This window comes from Streptomyces sp. NPDC058812, assembly GCF_042744565.1.
Lineage (GTDB): Bacteria > Actinomycetota > Actinomycetes > Streptomycetales > Streptomycetaceae > Streptomyces > Streptomyces thinghirensis.
In genome coordinates, this window is the sequence record NZ_JBHYOB010000007.1 from 175,137 (window position 1) to 194,331 (window position 19,195).

General features: G+C 71.2%; 11 protein-coding genes and 1 tRNA gene. 5 read left to right on the forward strand and 7 right to left on the reverse strand.

Annotated features, from left to right (window positions below; genetic code table 11):
- Nucleotides 1–80: 80 nt before the first annotated feature.
- From ACFW48_RS16555 to ACFW48_RS16570, 4 genes are all read right to left on the reverse strand, one after another.
- Nucleotides 81–1,469: an OFA family MFS transporter gene (locus ACFW48_RS16555; RefSeq protein ID WP_386315220.1), complete on the reverse strand. Its 1,389-nt coding sequence runs from the start codon at nt 1,467–1,469 to the stop codon at nt 81–83.
- Nucleotides 1,470–1,592: 123 nt separating this feature from the next.
- Nucleotides 1,593–3,737: an acetate--CoA ligase family protein gene (locus tag ACFW48_RS16560; RefSeq protein ID WP_386315222.1), complete on the reverse strand. Its 2,145-nt coding sequence runs from the start codon at nt 3,735–3,737 to the stop codon at nt 1,593–1,595.
- A 4-nt stretch (nt 3,738–3,741) separates the two neighbouring features.
- Nucleotides 3,742–4,974 (reverse strand): formyl-CoA transferase, encoded by a 1,233-nt coding sequence (gene frc / locus ACFW48_RS16565; RefSeq protein ID WP_386315224.1) that lies wholly within the window; start codon nt 4,972–4,974, stop codon nt 3,742–3,744.
- 11 nt (nt 4,975–4,985) lie between these two features.
- Nucleotides 4,986–6,668 carry a thiamine pyrophosphate-binding protein gene (locus ACFW48_RS16570; protein ID WP_386315226.1) on the reverse strand — a complete coding sequence of 561 codons (1,683 nt, stop codon included), beginning with the start codon at nt 6,666–6,668 and terminating at the stop codon, nt 4,986–4,988.
- Nucleotides 6,669–6,811: 143 nt separating this feature from the next.
- Between ACFW48_RS16570 and sucC the strand changes: the two genes are divergently transcribed.
- Genes sucC through ACFW48_RS16585 form a run of 3 tightly spaced genes read left to right on the forward strand, consistent with a single transcriptional unit; the run spans nt 6,812 to nt 10,454 of the window.
- Complete coding sequence (gene sucC / locus ACFW48_RS16575) at nt 6,812–7,954, forward strand: ADP-forming succinate--CoA ligase subunit beta (protein WP_386315227.1); 1,143 nt, start codon at nt 6,812–6,814, stop codon at nt 7,952–7,954.
- Nucleotides 7,955–7,968: 14 nt separating this feature from the next.
- The gene (sucD, locus tag ACFW48_RS16580; protein WP_386315229.1) at nt 7,969–8,871 is read left to right on the forward strand and encodes a succinate--CoA ligase subunit alpha; all 903 of its coding nucleotides are present in this window, start codon (nt 7,969–7,971) and stop codon (nt 8,869–8,871) included.
- Nucleotides 8,868–10,454, forward strand: a complete 1,587-nt coding sequence (locus ACFW48_RS16585; RefSeq protein ID WP_386315231.1) for an aldehyde dehydrogenase family protein — start codon at nt 8,868–8,870, stop codon at nt 10,452–10,454. The genes sucD and ACFW48_RS16585 overlap by 4 nt, the downstream gene beginning before the upstream one ends.
- 34 nt (nt 10,455–10,488) lie before the next feature.
- Here the strand turns inward: ACFW48_RS16585 and ACFW48_RS16590 are convergent, their stop codons facing one another.
- Nucleotides 10,489–11,820, reverse strand: a complete 1,332-nt coding sequence (locus tag ACFW48_RS16590; protein WP_386315233.1) for a DUF2254 domain-containing protein — start codon at nt 11,818–11,820, stop codon at nt 10,489–10,491.
- Nucleotides 11,821–11,959: 139 nt separating this feature from the next.
- On the opposite strand from ACFW48_RS16590, the gene ACFW48_RS16595 reads away from it, so the two are divergent.
- Nucleotides 11,960–12,044 (forward strand) — tRNA-Leu (locus ACFW48_RS16595).
- Between the two features lie 437 nt (nt 12,045–12,481).
- Nucleotides 12,482–14,560, forward strand: coding sequence for an elongation factor G (gene fusA, locus ACFW48_RS16600; RefSeq protein ID WP_386315235.1), 2,079 nt, complete (start codon nt 12,482–12,484; stop codon nt 14,558–14,560).
- A 447-nt stretch (nt 14,561–15,007) separates the two neighbouring features.
- Here the strand turns inward: fusA and ACFW48_RS16605 are convergent, their stop codons facing one another.
- Both ACFW48_RS16605 and ACFW48_RS16610 read right to left on the reverse strand, forming a co-directional pair.
- Nucleotides 15,008–17,992, reverse strand: a complete 2,985-nt coding sequence (locus ACFW48_RS16605; RefSeq protein WP_386315237.1) for a hypothetical protein — start codon at nt 17,990–17,992, stop codon at nt 15,008–15,010.
- Nucleotides 17,989–19,113 (reverse strand): AAA family ATPase, encoded by a 1,125-nt coding sequence (locus tag ACFW48_RS16610; protein ID WP_121750124.1) that lies wholly within the window; start codon nt 19,111–19,113, stop codon nt 17,989–17,991. Before ACFW48_RS16610 ends, ACFW48_RS16605 begins: the two co-directional genes overlap by 4 nt.
- Between the last annotated feature and the right edge of the window lie 82 nt (nt 19,114–19,195).

A 19,195-nucleotide genomic window follows, 5' to 3' on the forward strand; every position in this document is an offset into this window, starting at 1 on the left:
AGGGCCGCCGCCGTACTGCCGCCCCGCCACCGTGCCACCGAGCGGGCCCGAATGGCTGAATGGCTAATGGCGCGGTCATGTCATGCCGCTTCCTCGCCGAGCGGTTGCGGATTGGGGGTGACGTGCTTGGGCCTGGGCCGTCCCGGCGGATGCAGGAGCAGGGCCACGAAGCCCGCGAAGATCGAGATCGAACCGGCCAGGACGAACGCCCCGGCGTAGTCCCACGCGGCCACCACGACCGCGCCCATGCCCGAACCCAGCAGACCGGAGACCAGCTTCGAGGAGTACACCAGACCGTAGTTGGTGGCGTTGTTGTTCTCACCGAAGTAGTCGGCTGTCATCGCGGCGAACATCGGGAAGATCGCCCCGCCGCCGAAGCCGGAGATGGACGAGAAGATCAGGAACAGCGGCAGGTTGCCCATGTTGCCGGAGAGCAGGATGCCGTACTGCGACAGCCCGAGGACCATGCAGACGAAGATCAGGCACTGCTTGCGGCCGTAGCGGTCGGACAGCCAGCCGATGACACCGCGGCCGGTGCCGTTGACGATGGCCTTCAGGGACATCGCGGTCGCCACGATGCCGCCCGCGAAGCCGGCCTCGTCGCCGAAGGGCACCTGGAAGGCGATACCGAAGATGTTCACACCGGAGGTGCACAGCAGACAGAACCACATGAGGGCCACACGTCCGGTCCGCCACGCCTCGATGGGGGTGTACTGGTGCACGGCCGGCGGGTTCTTCTCCAGCGCGCGCCGGGTACGGGCGTCGGTCGGCTTGTTGAGCGGGTCGACGTCGGCCGGCCACCAGTTCTTCGGCGGGTCCTTGAAGAAGTAACCGGCGACCGCCACGACCGCCGCCAGGAAGACACCCACCGAGACCAGTACCCAGCGGAAGTTGGTGCCGTCCATGTAGCCGGTGAAGATGAACACGAACGGCACGGATCCGTAGGCGAAACCGCCGTTGACGAAGCCCGTCTTGCCGCCCTTGCGCTCCGGATACCACTTGGCGACCATGTTCACGCTGGTCGCGTACACCATGCCGGCACCCATACCGCTGAACATGCCGAACCCGATGTAGGCGACGATCACATGCGGCGCGAACGCGAGCGAGAGATATCCCAGCAGAGTGCCGACGGCGCCGCACATCATCGCCCAGCGGGCCGGCAACTTGCCGCTCTCCCGGAGCTTCCCGGCGGGGAAGGCCACCGCCGCCTGGAAGAACACCCAGACGCCGAGCATCCAGAAGATGTGCGCGCTGCTCCAACTGTGGGCGGTGTGCAAGGTGTCCTCGGCGGACGCGAACGCGTACTCCGCCGAACTGATGCCCATCATGCCGACCCACGGCAGGATGACCATCCACTTGCGTTTGCGGCCCATGACGTCGACGTCCGTCTCACCGACGCGGTAGACGCGCCCGTTCGCGTCGGTCACCTCTCGGTACGGAGCCGAGGTCCGCTGGTCGGTCGTTGTCATGTCGTCTTGCACCCCTTGCGTTCGAAAGATCTGGCCAGCGCCCCCTGTCCATTTCCTTTCGTGTGCGCGCGGGTCCTGGGGCCGGCCGACGCGCACCGTCGGCCGGGCCCGTGCTCCCTCAGCTCATGAACCGCCCCCCAGCAACCCCGCGGCCCGCGCCCAGCGGTACTTCGCACCGAGTACGTCCACGGGCTTCTCGGTCGTGTACGGGTACGCCACGACCCCGCGCTCGAAGAGGTACTGGCACGCCTCCTCGACCTCCACGTCGCCCGCGAGGGAGGCCACCACGGGCTTCTCGATGCCCCGCTCACGGAACTCGGCCACCACGCGCGCGGTGAGTTCGGCGAACACCATGGGAGGCGTGACGATGGTGTGCCAGTAGCCGAGGACCAGCGCGTGGATGCGCGGGTCCTCCATCCCGAGCCGGATCGTCGCCTCGTACGTCGACGGCGGCTCGCCCCCGGTGATGTCCACCGGGTTGCCCGCCGCCCCGAACGGCGGGATGAACGCGCGGAACGCCGTGTCCAGGTCCGGCGGTATCTCCATCAGCGACAGCCCGTTGTCCGTCACCGCGTCCGAGAGCAGCACGCCACTGCCGCCGGCCCCGGTGATGATCACCACGTTGTCGCCCACGGGAGTGGGCAGCACCGGCAACGCGCGCGCGTACTCCAGCATCTCGCCCAGGCCGGGCGCCCGGATGACCCCGGCCTGCCGCAGGATGTCGTCGTACACGGCGTCGTCCCCGGCGAGTGCCCCGGTGTGCGACCCGGCGGCCTTCGCCCCCGCCGCGGTCCGCCCGGCCTTCAGCACCACGACCGGCTTCCTCGGTACGGTCGCCCGCGCGGCCTCGACGAACGCGCGCCCGTCCTTGAGGTCCTCCAGGTGCATCGCGATGCACTCGGTGTGCGGGTCCTCGCCGAACCAGGTGAGCAGGTCGTCCTCGTCCAGGTCCGACTTGTTGCCGAGGCCGACGATCGCCGACACGCCCGTCTTCGTGGTCCGCGCGAAGCCCAGGATGGCCATTCCGATGCCACCCGACTGGGAGGTCAGCGCGACGCCGCCCTTGACGTCGTACGGCGTGCAGAACGTGGCACACAGGTCATGCCACGTCGAGTAGTAGCCGTAGATGTTCGGACCCAGCAGCCGGACGCCGTGCCGCTCGGCGACCGCCACGATCTCGTCCTGGAGCGCGTGCTCACCGGTCTCGGCGAACCCGGAGGGGATCAGTACGGCGTTGGGGATCCCCTTGCGTCCCACCTCCTCCAGAGCCGCGGCCACGAACCGCGCGGGGATCGCGAAGACCGCCACATCCACCTCACCGGGGACGTCGGTGACACTCTTGTATGCCTTGCGGCCCAAGATGTCATCGGCCTTGGGGTTCACCGGGTGGATCTCGCCCGCGAAACCGCCGTCGACCAGGTTGCGCATCACCGAGTTGCCGATCTTCCCCGGCTCACCGGAGGCGCCGATCACGGCGACCGACGAGGGCTCCATCAGGCGGCGCATCGAGGTGAGGATCTCCTCGCGCGAATACCGGCGCCTTCCCTTCGGCGTGTCGGTCGCGAGGATCACCCGGATGTCGGCGGCGACCGCGCCCGCGGGTGTGGCGATCACCGGGTTGAGGTCCACCTCGGCGATCTCCGGGAAGTCCGCGACGAGTTCGGAGACCCGGCGGATCTGCTCGGCCACCGCCCACCGGTCCACGCCGGCCTGCCCACGGACCCCGCGCAGCACCTCCGCCGCCCGGATCGAGTCCAGCATGGAGAGCGCCTCGTCGGCGTCCACGGGAGCGAGCCGGAAGGTGACGTCCTTCAGCACCTCGACGAGCACCCCGCCGAGCCCGAACGCCACCACCTTCCCGAACGTCGGGTCGGTCACCGCGCCGACGATGACCTCCTGCCCCTTCGGCAGCAGTTCCTGGATCTGCACGCCCTCGATGCGCGCCGAGACGTCGTACGCGCGCGCGTTGTCGACGATCCGGCAGAACGCGGCTCGTACGTCCGCCGCGCCCTCCACCCCGACGACCACACCGCCGGCGTCGGTCTTGTGCAGGATGTCCGGCGAGACGATCTTCATCACGACGGGCCCGCCGAACCGCGCCGCGCACGCCACCGCCTCGTCGACGTCCCGCGCCAGCTCCTCGCCCGGTACGGCGATCCCGTAGGCGTCGGCGAGCACCTTGCCCTCGGGAGCGGTCAGCGCGGTGCGCCCCTCGGCCCGTACGGAGTCCAGGAGCCCGCGCACCCGCAGAGTCCGGTCCTCGGCCATCACGTCAGATCACCCCGTTCGACTTGAGCAGGCGCAGTTCCTCGTCGCCGAGGCCCAGCTCGCCGACGTAGACCGCTTCGTTGTGCTCGCCCAGCAGAGGCGAACTGGTCACCTTCACCGGGGAGTCGGAGAGCTTGAGCGGACTGCCGACGGTCACGAACTCGCCCCGCTCGGGGTGGGGGACGGTCACGACCATCTCATTGGCCACCAGGGACCGGTCCTCGATGATCTCCTTGGTGGACAGGATCGGCCCGCACGGGATGTCGTGGGTGTTGAGCCGCTCCAGCACCTCCCACTTGGGGAGGGTGGACGACCACTCCTCGATCAGCTGGAACATCTTGTTCAGCTTCGGAAGCCGGGCCTGGGGCGTCGCCCACTCGGGGTCATCGGCCAGCTCTGGCCGGCCGATCAGCTCGCTCAGCGGCCGCCAGCCGACCGGCTGGACGATGACGTACACGTAGTCGTTCGGGCCGCCCGGCGCGCACTTGACCGCCCAGCCCGGCTGCCCGCCGCCGGACGCGTTCCCCGACCTGGGAACCTCGTCACCGAAGTCCTCGTTGGGATATTCGGCGAGTGGACCATGGGTCAGGCGCTGCTGGTCGCGCAGCTTCACCCGGCAGAGGTTGAGCACCGCGTGCTGCATGGCCACGTTCACCCGCTGACCGCGTCCGGTGCGCTCCCGCTGGTACAGCGCGGCGAGGATGCCCGCCACGACGTGCACGCCCGTGCCCGAGTCCCCGATCTGGGCCCCCGTCGCCAGCGGCGGTCCGTCCTCGAAACCGGTGGTGGACATCGATCCGCCCATGGCCTGCGCGACGACCTCGTACGCCTTGAAGGCGGTGTACGGGCCCTCGCCGAACCCCTTGACGGAGGCGTAGACGATCCGCGGATTGATCTCCCTGATGCGGTCCCAGGTGAAGCCCATCCGGTCGACCGCGCCCGGTCCGAAGTTCTCGACCATGACGTCCGAGCGCCGGATCAGTTCGGCCAGGATCTCCTTGCCGCGCTCGGTCTTGGTGTTGAGGGTGATGCTCCGCTTGTTGCAGTTGAGCATCGTGAAGTAGAGGGAGTCGACGTCCGGCAGATCGCGCAACTGCTTGCGCGTGATGTCACCGGTCGGCGCCTCCAGCTTGACGACGTCCGCGCCGAGCCAGGCGAGCAGCTGGGTCGCCGAGGGCCCGGACTGCACATGCGTCATGTCCAGGACGCGGATGCCCTCAAGAGCCTTCGCTGTCATGAGTGTTCACCTCACTTGTACATCGTCTGGTTCATGGTTCCGGGGGCGTACGCGTCCGGGTCCACCCAGACGTTGATCAGGGACGGCTTGCCGGACTCGCGGGCCCGGCGCAGTGCGGGGCCGATGTCGGCGGGGTCGCGGACCTCCTCGCCGTGGCCGCCCAGCATCCGCGCGAACCGGTCGTACGGCACGTCGCCGAGGGTGTTGCCGACCCGTTCGCGCTCCTTGCCGTACTTGGCGGCCTGGCCGTAGCGGATCTGGTTCATGGAGGAGTTGTTGCCGACGATGCCGACGAAGGGGAGGTCGTAGCGGACGAGGGTCTCGAAGTCCCAGCCGGTGAGCGAGAAGGCGCCGTCGCCGAAGAGGGCGACGACCTCCTTGTCGGGCCGCGCCTGCTTGGCCGCGAGCACGAAGGGGACACCGACGCCGAGTGTGCCCAGCGGACCCGGGTCCATCCAGTGACCCGGTGACTTGGGCTGCACGACCTGCCCGGAGAAGGTGACGATGTCGCCGCCGTCGCCGATGTAGACCGAGTCCTCGGTGAGGAAGTCGTTGATCTCGCTGACCAGACGGTACGGGTGGATGGGGGAGGCGTCCGACCTGAGCTGCGGCAGCCGCTTGTCCAGCGCGGTCTGCTCGGCCGCGCGCAGCTCGTCGAGCCACTCCTTGCGCCTCGACGCGCCTGCGTCGACCCTTCCGGAGGCGGCCTCGGTCACCGACTTCAGGACGAGCCCCGCGTCGCCGACGATCCCGAGGTCGATGTCGCGGTTCTTGCCGACGGTGCGGTAGTCGAGGTCGATCTGCACGACGGTCGCGTCCGGGGAGAGCCGCTTGCCGTAGCCCATGCGGAAGTCGAAGGGCGTGCCCACGATGACGATGACGTCGGCGTTGGAGAAGGCGTAGCGGCGCGACAGCTGGAAGTGGTGCGGGTCGCCGGGCGCCAGGGTGCCGCGACCGGCGCCGTTCATGTACGCCGGGACGTTCAGCGTGCGGACCAGTTCGACAGCCGCTTCGGTCGCGCGGGTGGTCCACACCTGGCTGCCGAGCAGGACGGCCGGCTTCTCCGCGTGGACCAGGAGGTCGGCGAGCCGCTCGACCGTCTCCGGGTCCCCGCCCGAACGGGTCGAGGCGCGGTAGGCCCCGGCCTTCGGGACCCGCGCCTTCTCGGTCGGCACCTTGGCGTCCAGCACGTCGCGCGGGATCTCCAGGAAGGAGGGTCCGGGCGCACCGTGGTAGCACTCGCGGAACGCCATCGACACCATGTCGGCGGCCCGTGCGGTGTCCGGCACGGTCGCCGCGAACTTGGTGATCGGCGTCATCATGTCGACGTGCGGCAGGTCCTGGAGGGACCCCATCTTGTGCTGGGTGTGCGCGCCCTGACCGCCGATCAGCAGCATCGGCGACTCGGCGCGGAAGGCGTTGGCGACACCGGTGACGGCGTCGGTCGTACCCGGTCCCGCGGTGACCACCGCGCAGCCGGGCTTGCCGGTGACGCGGGCGTAACCGTCGGCGGCGTGCGCGGCGACCTGCTCGTGGCGTACGTCGACGACCTCGATGCCCTCGTCGACGCAACCGTCGTAGATGTCGATGATGTGGCCGCCGCACAGCGTGTAGATGCGGTCGACCCCCTCGGCCTTGAGTGCCTTGGCGACGAGGTGACCGCCGGAAATGACGTCCTGGGTGTCGTCGGGCATGGCGAAGTCCTGTCCCTTCACGAGGGGTTGGGGCGCTCTCGCGGTACATTGCATACAGTCGACGAATACTGTATGAAGCTTGTTATCCCGCATCCGGTGGGTGGTGTCCAGGGGGCGTGCGGCACTTTCAGTCAGGAGCCGAAATGGACCTGTACGAACACCAGGCAAGGGAACTCTTCGAGAAACACGGCATCGTGGTGCCGAGGGCCGAGGTCACCGACTCGCCCGACCGGGCCCGTGCGATCGCCCGCGCGCTCGGCGGCCGCGTCGTCGTCAAGGCGCAGGTGAAGACCGGTGGGCGGGGCAAGGCGGGCGGAGTGCGGCTCGCCGCCGACCCGGCCGCCGCCGAACGCGAGGCACGCCGGATCCTCGGCATGGACATCAAGGGGCACACCGTCGGCACGGTGATGCTCGCCGAACCGGTCGACGTCGACCGCGAGTTCTACGTCTCCTACGTCCTCGACCGCGCGGCCGGTCGCTTCCTCGCGATCGCCTCCGCCGAGGGCGGCACGGAGATCGAGGAGGTCGCGGCCGAGCGGCCCGAGGCCGTGGCGCGGATCCCCGTCGACCCGGCCGAGGGCGTGACCACGGCCACGGCGGCACGCGTCGCGGACGCCGCCGGCCTGCCCCCGCAGACCGTCGACGTACTCGTACGGCTCTGGGAGGTACTGGTTCGCGAGGACGCCCTCCTCGTCGAGGTCAACCCGCTCGTCCGGACGGCGCGGGGCGGCATCGTGGCTCTCGACGGCAAGGTCACCCTGGACGACAACGCCCGTTTCCGTCAGTCCCGTTGGGGCGATGAGCGGGGCGCGTCGGCGGACCCGCTGGAGGCGCGGGCCGCGGCCAAGGGCCTGAACTACGTCAAGCTCGACGGCGAGGTGGGCGTCATCGGCAACGGCGCGGGCCTGGTCATGTCGACGCTCGACGTGGTCGCCGGCTGCGGTGCCCGGCCCGCGAACTTCCTCGACATCGGCGGCGGTGCCTCCGCCCGGGTCATGGCCGACGGACTCTCGGTCGTCCTCTCCGACCCCGCCGTGAAGTCCGTCCTCGTCAACGTCTTCGGCGGCATCACCGCCTGCGACGCGGTCGCCGACGGCATCGTCCGGGCCTTGGAGGAGGTCCGGTTGACCAAACCGCTCGTCGTACGCCTCGACGGCAACAGCGCCGCCGGGGGCCGGGCCCTGCTCGACGCACGCGCGCACCCGCTCGTCGAACAGGTCACCACCATGGACGGCGCCGCCCGCCGTGCCGCCCGACTCGCCACCGCGGCATCCACCGCCGGATAAGGAGACAGGACGACATGGCGATCTACCTCACCAAGGAGAGCAAGGTCCTCGTCCAGGGCATGACCGGCGCCGAGGGCATGAAGCACACCCGCCGCATGCTGGCCGCCGGTACCGACGTGGTCGGCGGCGTCAACCCGCGCAAGGCGGGCCGCACCGTGGAGTTCGACGAGCGGACCGTGCCGGTCTTCGGATCGGTGCGCGAGGGCGTCGAGCGCACCGGCGCGGACGTCACCGTCGTGTTCGTGCCGCCCGCCTTCGCCAAGGCGGCGGTCGTCGAGGCCGCCGACGCCGGCATCGGCCTCGCCGTCGTCATCACCGAGGGCATCCCGGTCCACGACTCCGTCGCCTTCACCGCGTACGCCGGGACCAGGGGCACCCGGATCATCGGCCCCAACTGCCCCGGCGTGATCACGCCCGGCCAGTCCAACGCGGGCATCATCCCGCCCGACATCACCAAGTCCGGCCGCGTCGGACTGGTCTCCAAATCGGGCACGCTCACCTATCAACTCATGTACGAGTTGCGCGACATCGGCTTCTCGACCTGCGTCGGCATCGGCGGCGACCCGGTCGTCGGCACCAGCCACATCGACTGCCTCGCCGCGTTCCAGGACGACCCCGACACCGAACTGATCGTCCTCATCGGCGAGATCGGCGGCGACGCGGAGGAGCGCGCGGCGGCCTACATCCGCGACCACGTCACCAAGCCGGTCGTCGGCTACATCGCCGGCTTCACGGCGCCCGAGGGACGGACCATGGGCCACGCCGGCGCGATCGTGTCCGGGGCATCGGGCACCGCGCAGGCGAAGAAGGACGCGCTGGAGGCCGCCGGGGTGCGGGTCGGGAGCACGCCGACCGAGACGGCACGGCACGTCGCCGCCGCACTGGGGAGCGAAGCACGGGACGGAGCCCCCGTATGACATCTGTCGCAGAGACGACACCGGTCGCAGGGGCGACAGCCGCCGCATCCGCCCTCGTCCTCAAGTCCGGCACCTCCTGGGCCGACGCCTGGCAGCGCTGTCTGACCGTCGCCCCCGAGGCGTTCCGGGACGACCGTGTCCTCAACCTCTGGAACGCCGGCTGGCGGGCGGACGGCCGCGTCCTGCCCGCCACCAGCCCCGTCGACGGCACCCCGATCACCGGCCCGCCCCGGCTGGACGGCGCGACGGCCCACGAAGCCGTACGCGCGTCCCTCGACCAGCACCGTGCCTGGCGCCACGTCCCCCTGACCGAACGCCGCGCCCGCGTCGCGGCCACCCTCGACGCCCTCGCCCAACACCGCGAACTGCTCGCGCTGCTGCTCGTCTGGGAGATCGGCAAGCCCTGGCGGCTCGCGCAGGCCGACGTCGACCGGGCCGTCGACGGTGTGCGCTGGTACGTCGACGGCATCGAGGAGATGGCCGAAGGCAGGGCCCCGCTGGACGGGCCGGTGTCCAACATCGCGAGCTGGAACTACCCGATGAGCGTGCTCGTTCACGCATTGCTGGTACAGGCACTGGCAGGCAACGCGGTCATCGCCAAGACCCCGACCGACGGCGGCGTCGCCTGTCTGACCCTGGCCTGCGCGCTCGCCGCCCGCGAGGGAATTCCCGTCACCCTCGTCAGCGGCAGCGGAGGCGAGCTGTCCCAGGCGCTGGTGCGGGCGCCCGAGATCGGCTGCGTCTCCTTCGTCGGCGGCCGCGACACCGGAGCCGCCGTCGCCACCGCCGTCGCCGACCTGGGCAAGCGGCACATCCTCGAACAGGAAGGACTCAACACCTGGGGCATCTGGAACTTCACGGACTGGGACGCGCTCACGGCGGTGGTTCCGAGGCTCTTCGACTACGGCAAGCAGCGCTGCACGGCCTACCCGCGCTTCGTCGTCCAGCGCCGGCTGTTCGACGCGTTCCTCGCGGCCTACCTCCCGGCGGTCCGCACGCTGCGCGTCGGACATCCGCTCGCCGTCGGGGCACCGGAGGACCCGTACCCCACGCTCGACTTCGGGCCGGTGATCAACGCGGCGAAGGCCAAGGAACTGCGGGACCAGGTCGCCGAGGCCGTCGAGCGCGGAGCCGTACCCCTGCACCGCGGCAGCACGGCCGACGCGCGGTTCCTGCCCGGCCAGGACACCTCGGCCTACGTCCAGCCGGTCACGCTCCTGGACCCGCCCCGGTCCTCACCGCTGCACCACGCGGAACCGTTCGGCCCGGTCGACACCATCGTCCTGGTCGACACCGAGGCCGAGCTGCTCGCCGCGATGAACGCCTCCAACGGCGCGCTGGTGGCCACGTTGTCCACCGACGACCCGGCGACGTACGACAGGCTGGCGCCGCAGATCCGCGCGTTCAAGGTCGGCCACGGCGTGCCACGCTCCCGCGGTGACCGCGACGAACTGTTCGGCGGTCACGGCGCGTCCTGGCGCGGAGCCTTCGTCGGCGGCGAGTTGCTGGTACGCGCCGTCACCCGGGGCCCGGCGGGGGAGCGGCTGCCCGGGAACTTCCCGGACCACCACCTCATGCCGTGACGGCCGTGAGCCGGGCGCACGGGGCGTCCGACGGTCAGCCGATGCCCTGCCGGTCCGGCTGAAGGCCGAAGGCCCGGTCCGCCGGGGTCGGTGCGGACCGCTCGACGGTCTGCCGCAGCAGCTCGCGGTGGCGCAGCAGCGGCTCGCGCCGGTCCGGCGGAGCGAGCAGCAGCAGGTCGTCGAGACCGGCCAGCATGCGCCGTGTGACCTGCGGCGTTCCTCCGGCGGAGGCTCGAATCTCGGCGAACCCCAGATCCACCAGCTCGGTCCAGCCCGGCACCGGCTGCACCAACCGCACCGCCCCGCGCCGGTCCCGGTGTACGACGGCGTCCAGCGGCCGCCGGGACAGGGTGGCCAGGATCTGCACGACGCGGTCCAGGGCCTGCACGGCGGTCGTCGGGTCGTTGACCGCGCTGGACAGGGCCCGCAGCGCGATGTCGGAGAGCTGGCGGAGTCCGAACGCCAGGTCCTGGTGGAAGGTGCGCTCCACCCCGACGGACAGGGCGTATCGCAGTGCCCGGCGCGGCGGGGCCTGCCCGCCGTGCACCGCCAGGACGGGGGTGCCGGGCACCAGGAAGTCACCGATCCGCGGGATCATCCGCAGCACGACGCCATGCTTGCGCGCCACCCGTACCAGCCGCGCGATGTGCACGTCCCGCAGCACACCGGCCTGCCCGTCGTGAGCGACCCACGCGGTCGCGGACCCGAGGGCGGGCGCCTCCCCGCCGCCCACCGGTACGGGCATCAGTGCGGCCACCCGGAAGGACTCCGCGGCGATCCGGGCGATCACATGACTGACCCGCATCAGCCGCAGGGTCGCGTTCACATACACCACGAACAGCAGCAGGCTCAGGGCGACCATGACGAGCGTGAGCACCGACTGCACCAGGGGGACCGATGTGACGATGCCGGGGTCGGCGCCGCTTTCGTAGGAGGTCAGGACGAGCAGCGTCAGGACGAAGGTGGCGAGGAACACCGCGAAGGTCGCCTTCGTGATCCGGCTGCGGACGAAGAGCCGCACCACCCGCGGCGTGAACTGCCCGCCGGCCATCTGCACGGCGACCAGCGAGATGCTGAACACCACACCGATGAACGTCATCATCGCCGAGCCGACCGCGGACACCACCGTCTTCGCGTCGTCCGCGAACCTCAGCAGCTCGGCCAGTGTGTCGTAGTCACCGTCGTCCCGCAGCGAGCGGACGAGGGCGGCATCGAGTTCCTGGGCCACCAGCCACACCACGAAGACGCCCACCATGGCCGCGGTGGGCGCGAACCAGAACGTGTCCCGCAAATGCTCCCTGAGCGGCGACAACGCCCGCGGCCGACGACGCGGAAGCGGGCTCTGGGTAACCAGCCAGTCACTCATGGTGCGACCCTAGGTGTCGTGGGGCCGCCGGCCCCGGATCGCCGCTCAGGGGAAGGAAACGCAGGTGAAAGGCACTGCGAAACCTTGGTATGGTTGTCCATGTCGCCGCGGGGACGCCCCGCGCAGCGACAGACACCTGGTCCGGGTGGCGGAATGGCAGACGCGCTAGCTTGAGGTGCTAGTGCCCTTTATCGGGCGTGGGGGTTCAAGTCCCCCCTCGGACACAAGATCAGGCAGAGACGAGATGCCGGCCGGGAGAGATCCCGGCCGGCATCTCGCGTTGTGCGGCCGCCGGACGAAAAGGCGATGCGGCACCCGGCCCGGCTTCCCTACACTCACATCGACATCAAGATCGACATCAACATCGACACCGAGTGAGGGGAGCCGGGCCGTGCGTATCCGCACCGCTGCCGTCGTTCCCCCGTCCCGGTACGAGGTGATCCTGGTGTCTTCGGCCGTCCGGTGTCCGCTGCGCGGCCGGCACCGGAAGCCCGCGACGAGTATCTGACGCGGCGAGAGCCCTGGAGGCCACTCCTCCAGGTGCCAGCCCTCACGCCCGCCGTGCCACGGCGGGCCGTCGCCCCGTTCAGCCCCCTCCTCCCGGGAATCGCGCCGCCCTGTTCACAGATCGGTTTCACAGATCAGCGAAAGGCCACGGGCCGTGCGCAACCACACCAACCCCCTCACCACCGTCCGCAACCTCGGCATCCTCGCCCATGTCGACGCAGGCAAGACCACCGTCACCGAGCGGGTCCTCTACACCACCGGTACCACCTACAAGCGCGGCGAGGTCCACGACGGCACGACCGTCACCGACTTCGATCCGCAGGAGCGCGATCGCGGCATCACCATCTTCGCCGCGGCCGTCAGCTGTTCCTGGGACGGTCACCGGATCAACCTGATCGACACCCCGGGGCACGTCGACTTCGCCGATGAGGTCGAGCGCTCCCTGCGTGTGCTGGACGGTGCGGTCGCCGTCTTCGACGCGGTCGCCGGTGTGGAGCCGCAGAGCGAGTCGGTGTGGCGGCAGGCCGACCGGCACGGCGTGCCGAGGATCGCGTTCGTCAACAAGATGGATCGCGCGGGCGCCGACCTCGACACGGCCGTCGCCTCGATCCGCGAGCGGCTGCACCCGGTCCCCCTGGTCGTGCAACTGCCCATCGGCGCCGAGGGCGGCTTCACCGGCGTCGTCGACCTGGTCCGCATGCGCGCCCTGGTGTGGGCCGACGGAGCGGAGACGGCGGCGGAGGGGCCGGTGCCCGACGCCCTGTGCGAGGAGGCGGCACACAGGCGGCGACTGCTGGAGGAGGCGGTGGCGGAACGCCACCCGGCCGCGCTGGAGGAGTTCTGCGACCGGGAGGCGCTCACCGCGGCCACCCTCGCCGACGCGCTGCGCGACCTGACCCGCGGTGGCGACGGCGTGGTGGTGCTGTGCGGCTCGGCCTACCGCAACCGCGGCGTCGAACCGCTGCTGGACGCCGTCGTCGCCTACCTGCCGTCCCCGCTGGACGTACCTCCGGTACGCGGCACTCACGACGGCAAGGAGCAGGAACGGTCCGCCGACCCGGCGGCACCGATGGCGGCACTGGCGTTCAAGGTGAACGCGACCCCGACGGGACGGCTCACGTACCTGCGGGTGTACTCGGGCACCATCGAGAAGGGAGACACCGTGTGGGACGTGGGCACCCGCCGCACCGAGCGCGTCGGCCGCATCCTGCGGGTACGGGCCGACCGCCACGACCCGCTGGAGCGGGCGGTCGCCGGGGACATCGTCGCCGTGGTCGGGCTGAAGTCCGCCCGTGCCGGCTCGACCCTGTGCGCGCCGGGCGCCCCGCTCGTCCTGGAGCCTCCGGGCGTGGCCGAACCGGTCGTGCACGTGGCGGTGGAGGCCCGGCGCTCCACCGACACCGACCGGCTGGCCTCGGCGCTGGCCCGGCTGACCGAGGAAGACCCCTCGCTGGCGGTGCGGACCGACCCGGAGACCGGCCAGACCGTCCTGTCGGGCATGGGCGAACTCCATTTGGAGGTCGCGATGGAGCGCGTCCGGCGCGAACACGGCCTCGAGGTCGCCGTGGGCCGCCCGGGCGTGGCGTACCGCGAGACGGTCGGTGAAGGTGTGACCGGCTTCGTCTATCGGCACGTCAAGCAGGACGGCGGGGCGGGACAGTTCGCGCATGTCGTGCTCGACGTGGAGCCGTGGGAGGAGGACACGGAGGTGGGCTCGAAGGAGGGCGGTTTCGTGTTCCGCTCGGCGGTCGTCGGCGGGCGCGTGCCGCACGAGTTCGTGCGGGCCGTCGAAGCCGGCTGCCGCGACGCCCTGGCCGAGGGCCCCCTGGGAGGCCACCCGGTGACCGGCCTCCGGGTCACGCTCACCGACGGCCAGACCCATGTGAAGGACTCCTCGGACACGGCCTTCCGCACCGCCGGCCGGTTCGGTCTCCGCGACGCCCTGCGCGCCTCGGAGATGGTCCTGCTGGAACCGGTCGTGGAGGTGACGGTCACCGTCCCCGAGGACGCGGTCGGCGGCGTGCTCGGCGACCTCGCCGCGCGGCGCGGCCGGGTCACCGGCTCCGACACGCGGGCCGGTGCCGCGGTCGTCTCGGCCACGGTGCCGCTGGCCGAGCTGTTCGGCTACGCGACGCGGCTGCGCAGCCGCACCCAGGGCCGCGGAACCTTCACCGCCCGTCCCACCGGCTACGCACCGGCGCCCACCGCCGCCGCCGCGCCGCCGGCGCGGTAGCGTGCGGGGCTGCCCGCTCCCGACCGGGGAGGGGGCAGCCAGCCCCGTACCGGTGCCGGCGCCGGCGCGGGGTCAGGGGGCCGGGGCCGGGTCAGAGGTACGGCGGGTGCCTGCGCGGGGCCAAGCGTCCGGGGCTGGGGCAGAGGTACGGCGAGTGTCTGCCTCCGCCGCCAGTCCGTACGGCGGGCGCCTGCCTCCGCCGCCAGTCCGTAGGCGCCCGCCCCGCCTCCTTCACCAGGCCCGTCGGCCATCAGCTCGGCGACGATGTTCCTGACGTCACCACCCGAACCCGGTCCCGCCGCCGAGCCCACCGCGAGTCGGCTCATCGGCCCGTCGATACGCGGGAGAGCGCGCGGGCACGAGGCAGCCTGAGCTGTTGGGGCGCGTCCCGGCATGCCCGCGGGCGCGTGGCCGGGTCCCGGACGGTCCGGGGCCCGGCCTCCGCCGTCAGGCTCTCGCGAGCAGCGACTCCCAGGCGGCCGCCGCGTCCGGATGGCGAGCCGTCAGCACGGCGCCGACGGGAGTGGAAGTGGCCTTCGTGGCCCACTCCCCGTCGCAGCCGATCAGGTCGGCCACCGCGTCGCAGGTCGCCGGATGGGCGGCCAGCAGCCCGGCGCCCGACGGCCCGGTCGGGGTTCCCTGGCGTGCCCACTCCCCGGCGCAGCCCAACAGCTCCGCCACCGCGTCGCAGGTCGCCGGATGCGCCGTCAGCAGAGCGGCACCCCGGCGGCCGGGCTCGTCAGCCTCCGCCCGGCGGGCCACGGGCAGGGCCGGAGCCGTCCGCCACGGCGGCACCCACGCGTCCAGCTCCGCGAGCCGGCCCGGGAAGATCCGCCCCGCCTCGCGGATCAGCAGTGGGGCCAGCTCCCCGGCACCGGACCGCAAGGTCGTGATCAGCAGCGGCAGCCACGGCAGCAGCACCGCGTCCGGCAACCGCCCGAACGCGTTCGACACCGCCTCCACGACCACGTCCGCCAGCCCCGGCACCGGCTCCAGCGCGTGCACGAAGCCGCTGAGGTAACGCGGATAGGCGGGCACCACCAGCGGGTTGTCCAGCAGCGCGTCGCACCGGGCCCGCAGCTCGGCCCGCGACAGGGTGCCGAGCTGCACCCGAGCCGCCCACAGCAGGGCCGTCTTCGACGGATCGTCGGGGTGCGACTGGGCGACCGCCAGCTCCAGCTGCGCACGGTCGCAGCCCAGCGACAGCGCGAGGCTCTCCATGCTGAACAGGAAGCCGAGCATCGCCGCGACCTGCCCGACCCTCGCGTCCTCGTCCCGGAACGCCGTCGGCAGCAGCGTGCAATAGTGCGCGTAACCGGTCTTGACGAACGACTCGATCCAGGCCGGCAGCACCGGCTCGCTGGTCCGGTAGTACGCCAGCAGCGCCCGCACCCGGCGCAGTACCTCCGGCGCGCCGTCGACGCTGCGTTCGGTGGCGAGCACCTTCAGCGCGTGCGTGCCGAGTTCGTCGGCGAGGCGCCGGCTGCGCAGATACAGCGTCGCGTCCTCGACCGCGGCCAGCACGGTCGCCGTCGTCGCCCGCGGCCCGTACGCGTCGCGCCGCAACCGCTGCTCCAGGACCTGCTCGATACTGACGCCCTCATAACCGAGCTCGATCAGAGCCCGCTGGTGGGTGCCGATCGCCAGGTCCCACGACTCCTGGATCGAACGCTCACCGAGTCGCCGCTCACCCATGATCGGCCGTGCCGCCCCGTGCGGCAGCAGCCGTCGCAGCATCCACAGCACGTCGGAACACGCCTGGAGTTCCGGCCGGGAGACCATGTCCAGCAGCGCCCGCTGCACGCCGCGCTGCTGGAGCTTCAGCCCGAGCGGCTCCAGCCGGTCGTGCACGTCCCGGGCGAGTGGCGGCAGCGCCTCGTAGCCGACCTGGCCGATCCGGTCGCCGCCCATCATGATCTCGACGAGGCGCCGCACGTCCCGCCGCCCGGGAACGGTGTCCTTCTCGATGCAGGTGACCGCCGCGTCCTGGAAGTCGTACGGCGTCGGCTTGGCCCGGTCCCGCACGCCGGCGAGCAGGATCGACGTCTCGAAGACCGCGATGGCGTCGGCGGTGGAGGCGAGGTAGCCGTTGCGCCGGGCCGCGCGCACGATGTCCACGGACCAGCCGAGCAGTTCGGCCTCGTCCAGCCCGTCGAGCACGGGCGGTCGGCGCAGGAAGCCGGAAAGCCGGTCCGCGGCGTCGTCGGGCTCCGGCGGCGGGGCGGCGGTGCTCTTCCGGGGAGGCTGCTTCGCCGAGGACTTCTTCGCCGAGGCCCTTGTCCCAGAGGACTTCCCACCGGCCTGACCCGCCAACCGGTAAGGCTGCACACGGGTGCGCTTGAGGCTCTTGGCCCACTCCGTCGAGGCGATCGACACGGACCCCGCGGCGAGGCCGAACTGCGCCTCGATCGCGGCGTGGCTGGAGGGGATCAGCCCGTACTGCCAGGCGGTCGCGGAGCGCGGGGAGATCGTGAACGTGTCGGTGCCGTCCACCCCGAACTCCGCGACCCGGCTGGCCGCGTGGAAGGCCCCGCAGACGTACAGGCAGTCCGCCGGATCGGTCCCGGTCGCGCGCAGGTGCTCGCGCATCCGGGTCCACATGTACCGTTCGCGGTCCTCGTCCACGCGGACCCGGGCGCCGTCGCCGGGAGCGAGCCGCCGGAACAGGCTGCCGATGAGGAACATGACCTGGCGGTAGGTGTCGTGGTCGGCAGTGTGGTCGCCGGCGCTGTCGCCGAGCGGCACCTCGACGTACTGGTGCCACCACTCTGACCAGTGCCGCACCTTGCCGTGCCGCAGCAGGTGCTCCTCCAACTCGGCGAAGCGCGGCCGCAGGTCGCCGATCTCGACACCGACGGCCTCACCGTGCAGCCCGGCCCCGGGCTCGGTCCCGGCCTCGGCCGCGGGGTCGGCGCCCTCCGGCGTGACCTCCCGGGCCCGCTCGCCCCTGCTGTCCCACTGGAAGACGTGGTCCGAGGAGCGGTCGACCAGGACCAGCTGCACACCCGGCGTGTCCAGTGCGTACGCGATGGCCTGGTACTCGGCGGACGCCTCGGTGATCGGCGCGACGACCGACAGCGGTGCCCACTCGGCGGGAAAGCCGTCGACGTCACCGGCGAAGGCCTGTACCGCCACCGGCAGCCGGCAGTTGCGCAGCTCGGTCAGGAGCGGCGCCATGTCCTCGCACAGTTCCAGGTACACGACCTTGGGCTGCTTCTCGCGCAGCCGCCGGGCCATGGCGGTCGCCGAGGCGGGGGAGTGGTGACAGACGGGGAAGATCTCCAGCGGCTCGCGCACCGCCCGGTCGACGTCGTCGACCAGGCCGAGGAGGATGCCCTCCAGGGCGTCGGGCCCGCCGGCGAACGTGGCGGCCGCCTCCTGGAGTTGCCCACGGAGCGCGGCGAACGACGTGCTCTCCTGCGGCGTACTCACGACAGCGTGGCGATCGCGTCGCGGCCGCCCTCCAGGAACTCGGGCCACGAGCCGCCCTCCTCCCTGCTGCGCGGTTCGACGACACCGTGCAGGTACTTGTTGAGGATGGCCAGGTCCTCGGGCTCGCGGCGGGTGAGGGAGCCGACGAGCGAGGAGGCGAGGGTGCGGGCGGTCAGGGCGCGCTCGCCGAAGAAGTTGCTGTGCAGCACGGCGTCCTCCAGCACGCCGATCTGCTCGGCCGTCGACAGTGCGGACTCCAGCTTCTCGTCGTCGCTGCCGGCCGCCGCGGCGGACGCGCGCAGGTCGGCGAAGCTCTGCAGGAGCACGTCGAGCAGGTTCGGCGGCACGTCCAGGTCGATCGCATGCCGGCGCAGCAGTTCCTCGGTGCGGAAGCGGACGATCTCCGTCTCGCTCTTCCTGTTCGTCACGACCGGGATGCGGACGAAGTTGAAACGGCGCTTGAGCGCGGAGGACAGGTCGTTGACACCCCGGTCGCGGCTGTTGGCCGTGGCGATGATCGAGAAGCCGGGCTTGGCGAAGACGATGTTGTCGTCCCCGCCACCGCTCTCCAGTTCGGGCACGGAGATGTACTTCTCGGAGAGGATGGAGATCAGCGCGTCCTGCACGTCACTCGTGGAGCGGGTCAGCTCCTCGAAGCGCCCGATGGAACCGGCCTCCATCGCCGTCATGATCGGCGAGGGGATCATCGACTCCCGCGACTGTCCCTTGGCGATGACCATGGAGACGTTCCACGAGTACTTGATGTGGTCCTCGGTGGTGCCGGCCGTGCCCTGCACCACCAGCGTGGAGTTGCGGCTGATCGCGGCGGACAGCAGCTCGGCCAGCCAGCTCTTGCCGGTACCAGGGTCCCCGATGAGCAGCAGACCGCGGTCGGAGGCGAGGGTGACGATGGACCGCTCGACGAAGCTGCGGTCGCCGAACCACTTCTGCGAGACCTCGCGGTCCAGGCCGTCGGAGCGCTCGGAGCCGAGGATGAACAGTCGGACCATCTTCGGCGACAGCCGCCAGGAGAACGGCTTGGGGCTGTCGTCGATCGACTCCAGCCAGTCGAGCTCCTCGGCGTACTTGATCTCGGCGGGCGCGCGCAGCAGGTCGGACATGAGGGGAAGGCCTTTCCGTACGGTGATCACGACGACATGAACGGCATGAAGGGCGGTGTTCGGTGATCAGGTGAGAGCGTCT

What these genes read in the sequence shown, in the direction of transcription:
- ACFW48_RS16610 (WP_121750124.1), bottom strand. Translation starts at nt 19,113, where the DNA reads ATGTCCGACCTGCTGCGCGCGCCCGCCGAGATCAAGTACGCCGAGGAG.
- sucD (WP_386315229.1), top strand. Translation starts at nt 7,969, where the DNA reads ATGGCGATCTACCTCACCAAGGAGAGCAAGGTCCTCGTCCAGGGCATG.
- ACFW48_RS16585 (WP_386315231.1), top strand. Translation starts at nt 8,868, where the DNA reads ATGACATCTGTCGCAGAGACGACACCGGTCGCAGGGGCGACAGCCGCC.
- sucC (WP_386315227.1), top strand. Translation starts at nt 6,812, where the DNA reads ATGGACCTGTACGAACACCAGGCAAGGGAACTCTTCGAGAAACACGGC.
- ACFW48_RS16560 (WP_386315222.1), bottom strand. Translation starts at nt 3,737, where the DNA reads ATGGCCGAGGACCGGACTCTGCGGGTGCGCGGGCTCCTGGACTCCGTA.
- ACFW48_RS16590 (WP_386315233.1), bottom strand. Translation starts at nt 11,820, where the DNA reads ATGAGTGACTGGCTGGTTACCCAGAGCCCGCTTCCGCGTCGTCGGCCG.
- frc (WP_386315224.1), bottom strand. Translation starts at nt 4,974, where the DNA reads ATGACAGCGAAGGCTCTTGAGGGCATCCGCGTCCTGGACATGACGCAT.
- ACFW48_RS16570 (WP_386315226.1), bottom strand. Translation starts at nt 6,668, where the DNA reads ATGCCCGACGACACCCAGGACGTCATTTCCGGCGGTCACCTCGTCGCC.
- ACFW48_RS16555 (WP_386315220.1), bottom strand. Translation starts at nt 1,469, where the DNA reads ATGACAACGACCGACCAGCGGACCTCGGCTCCGTACCGAGAGGTGACC.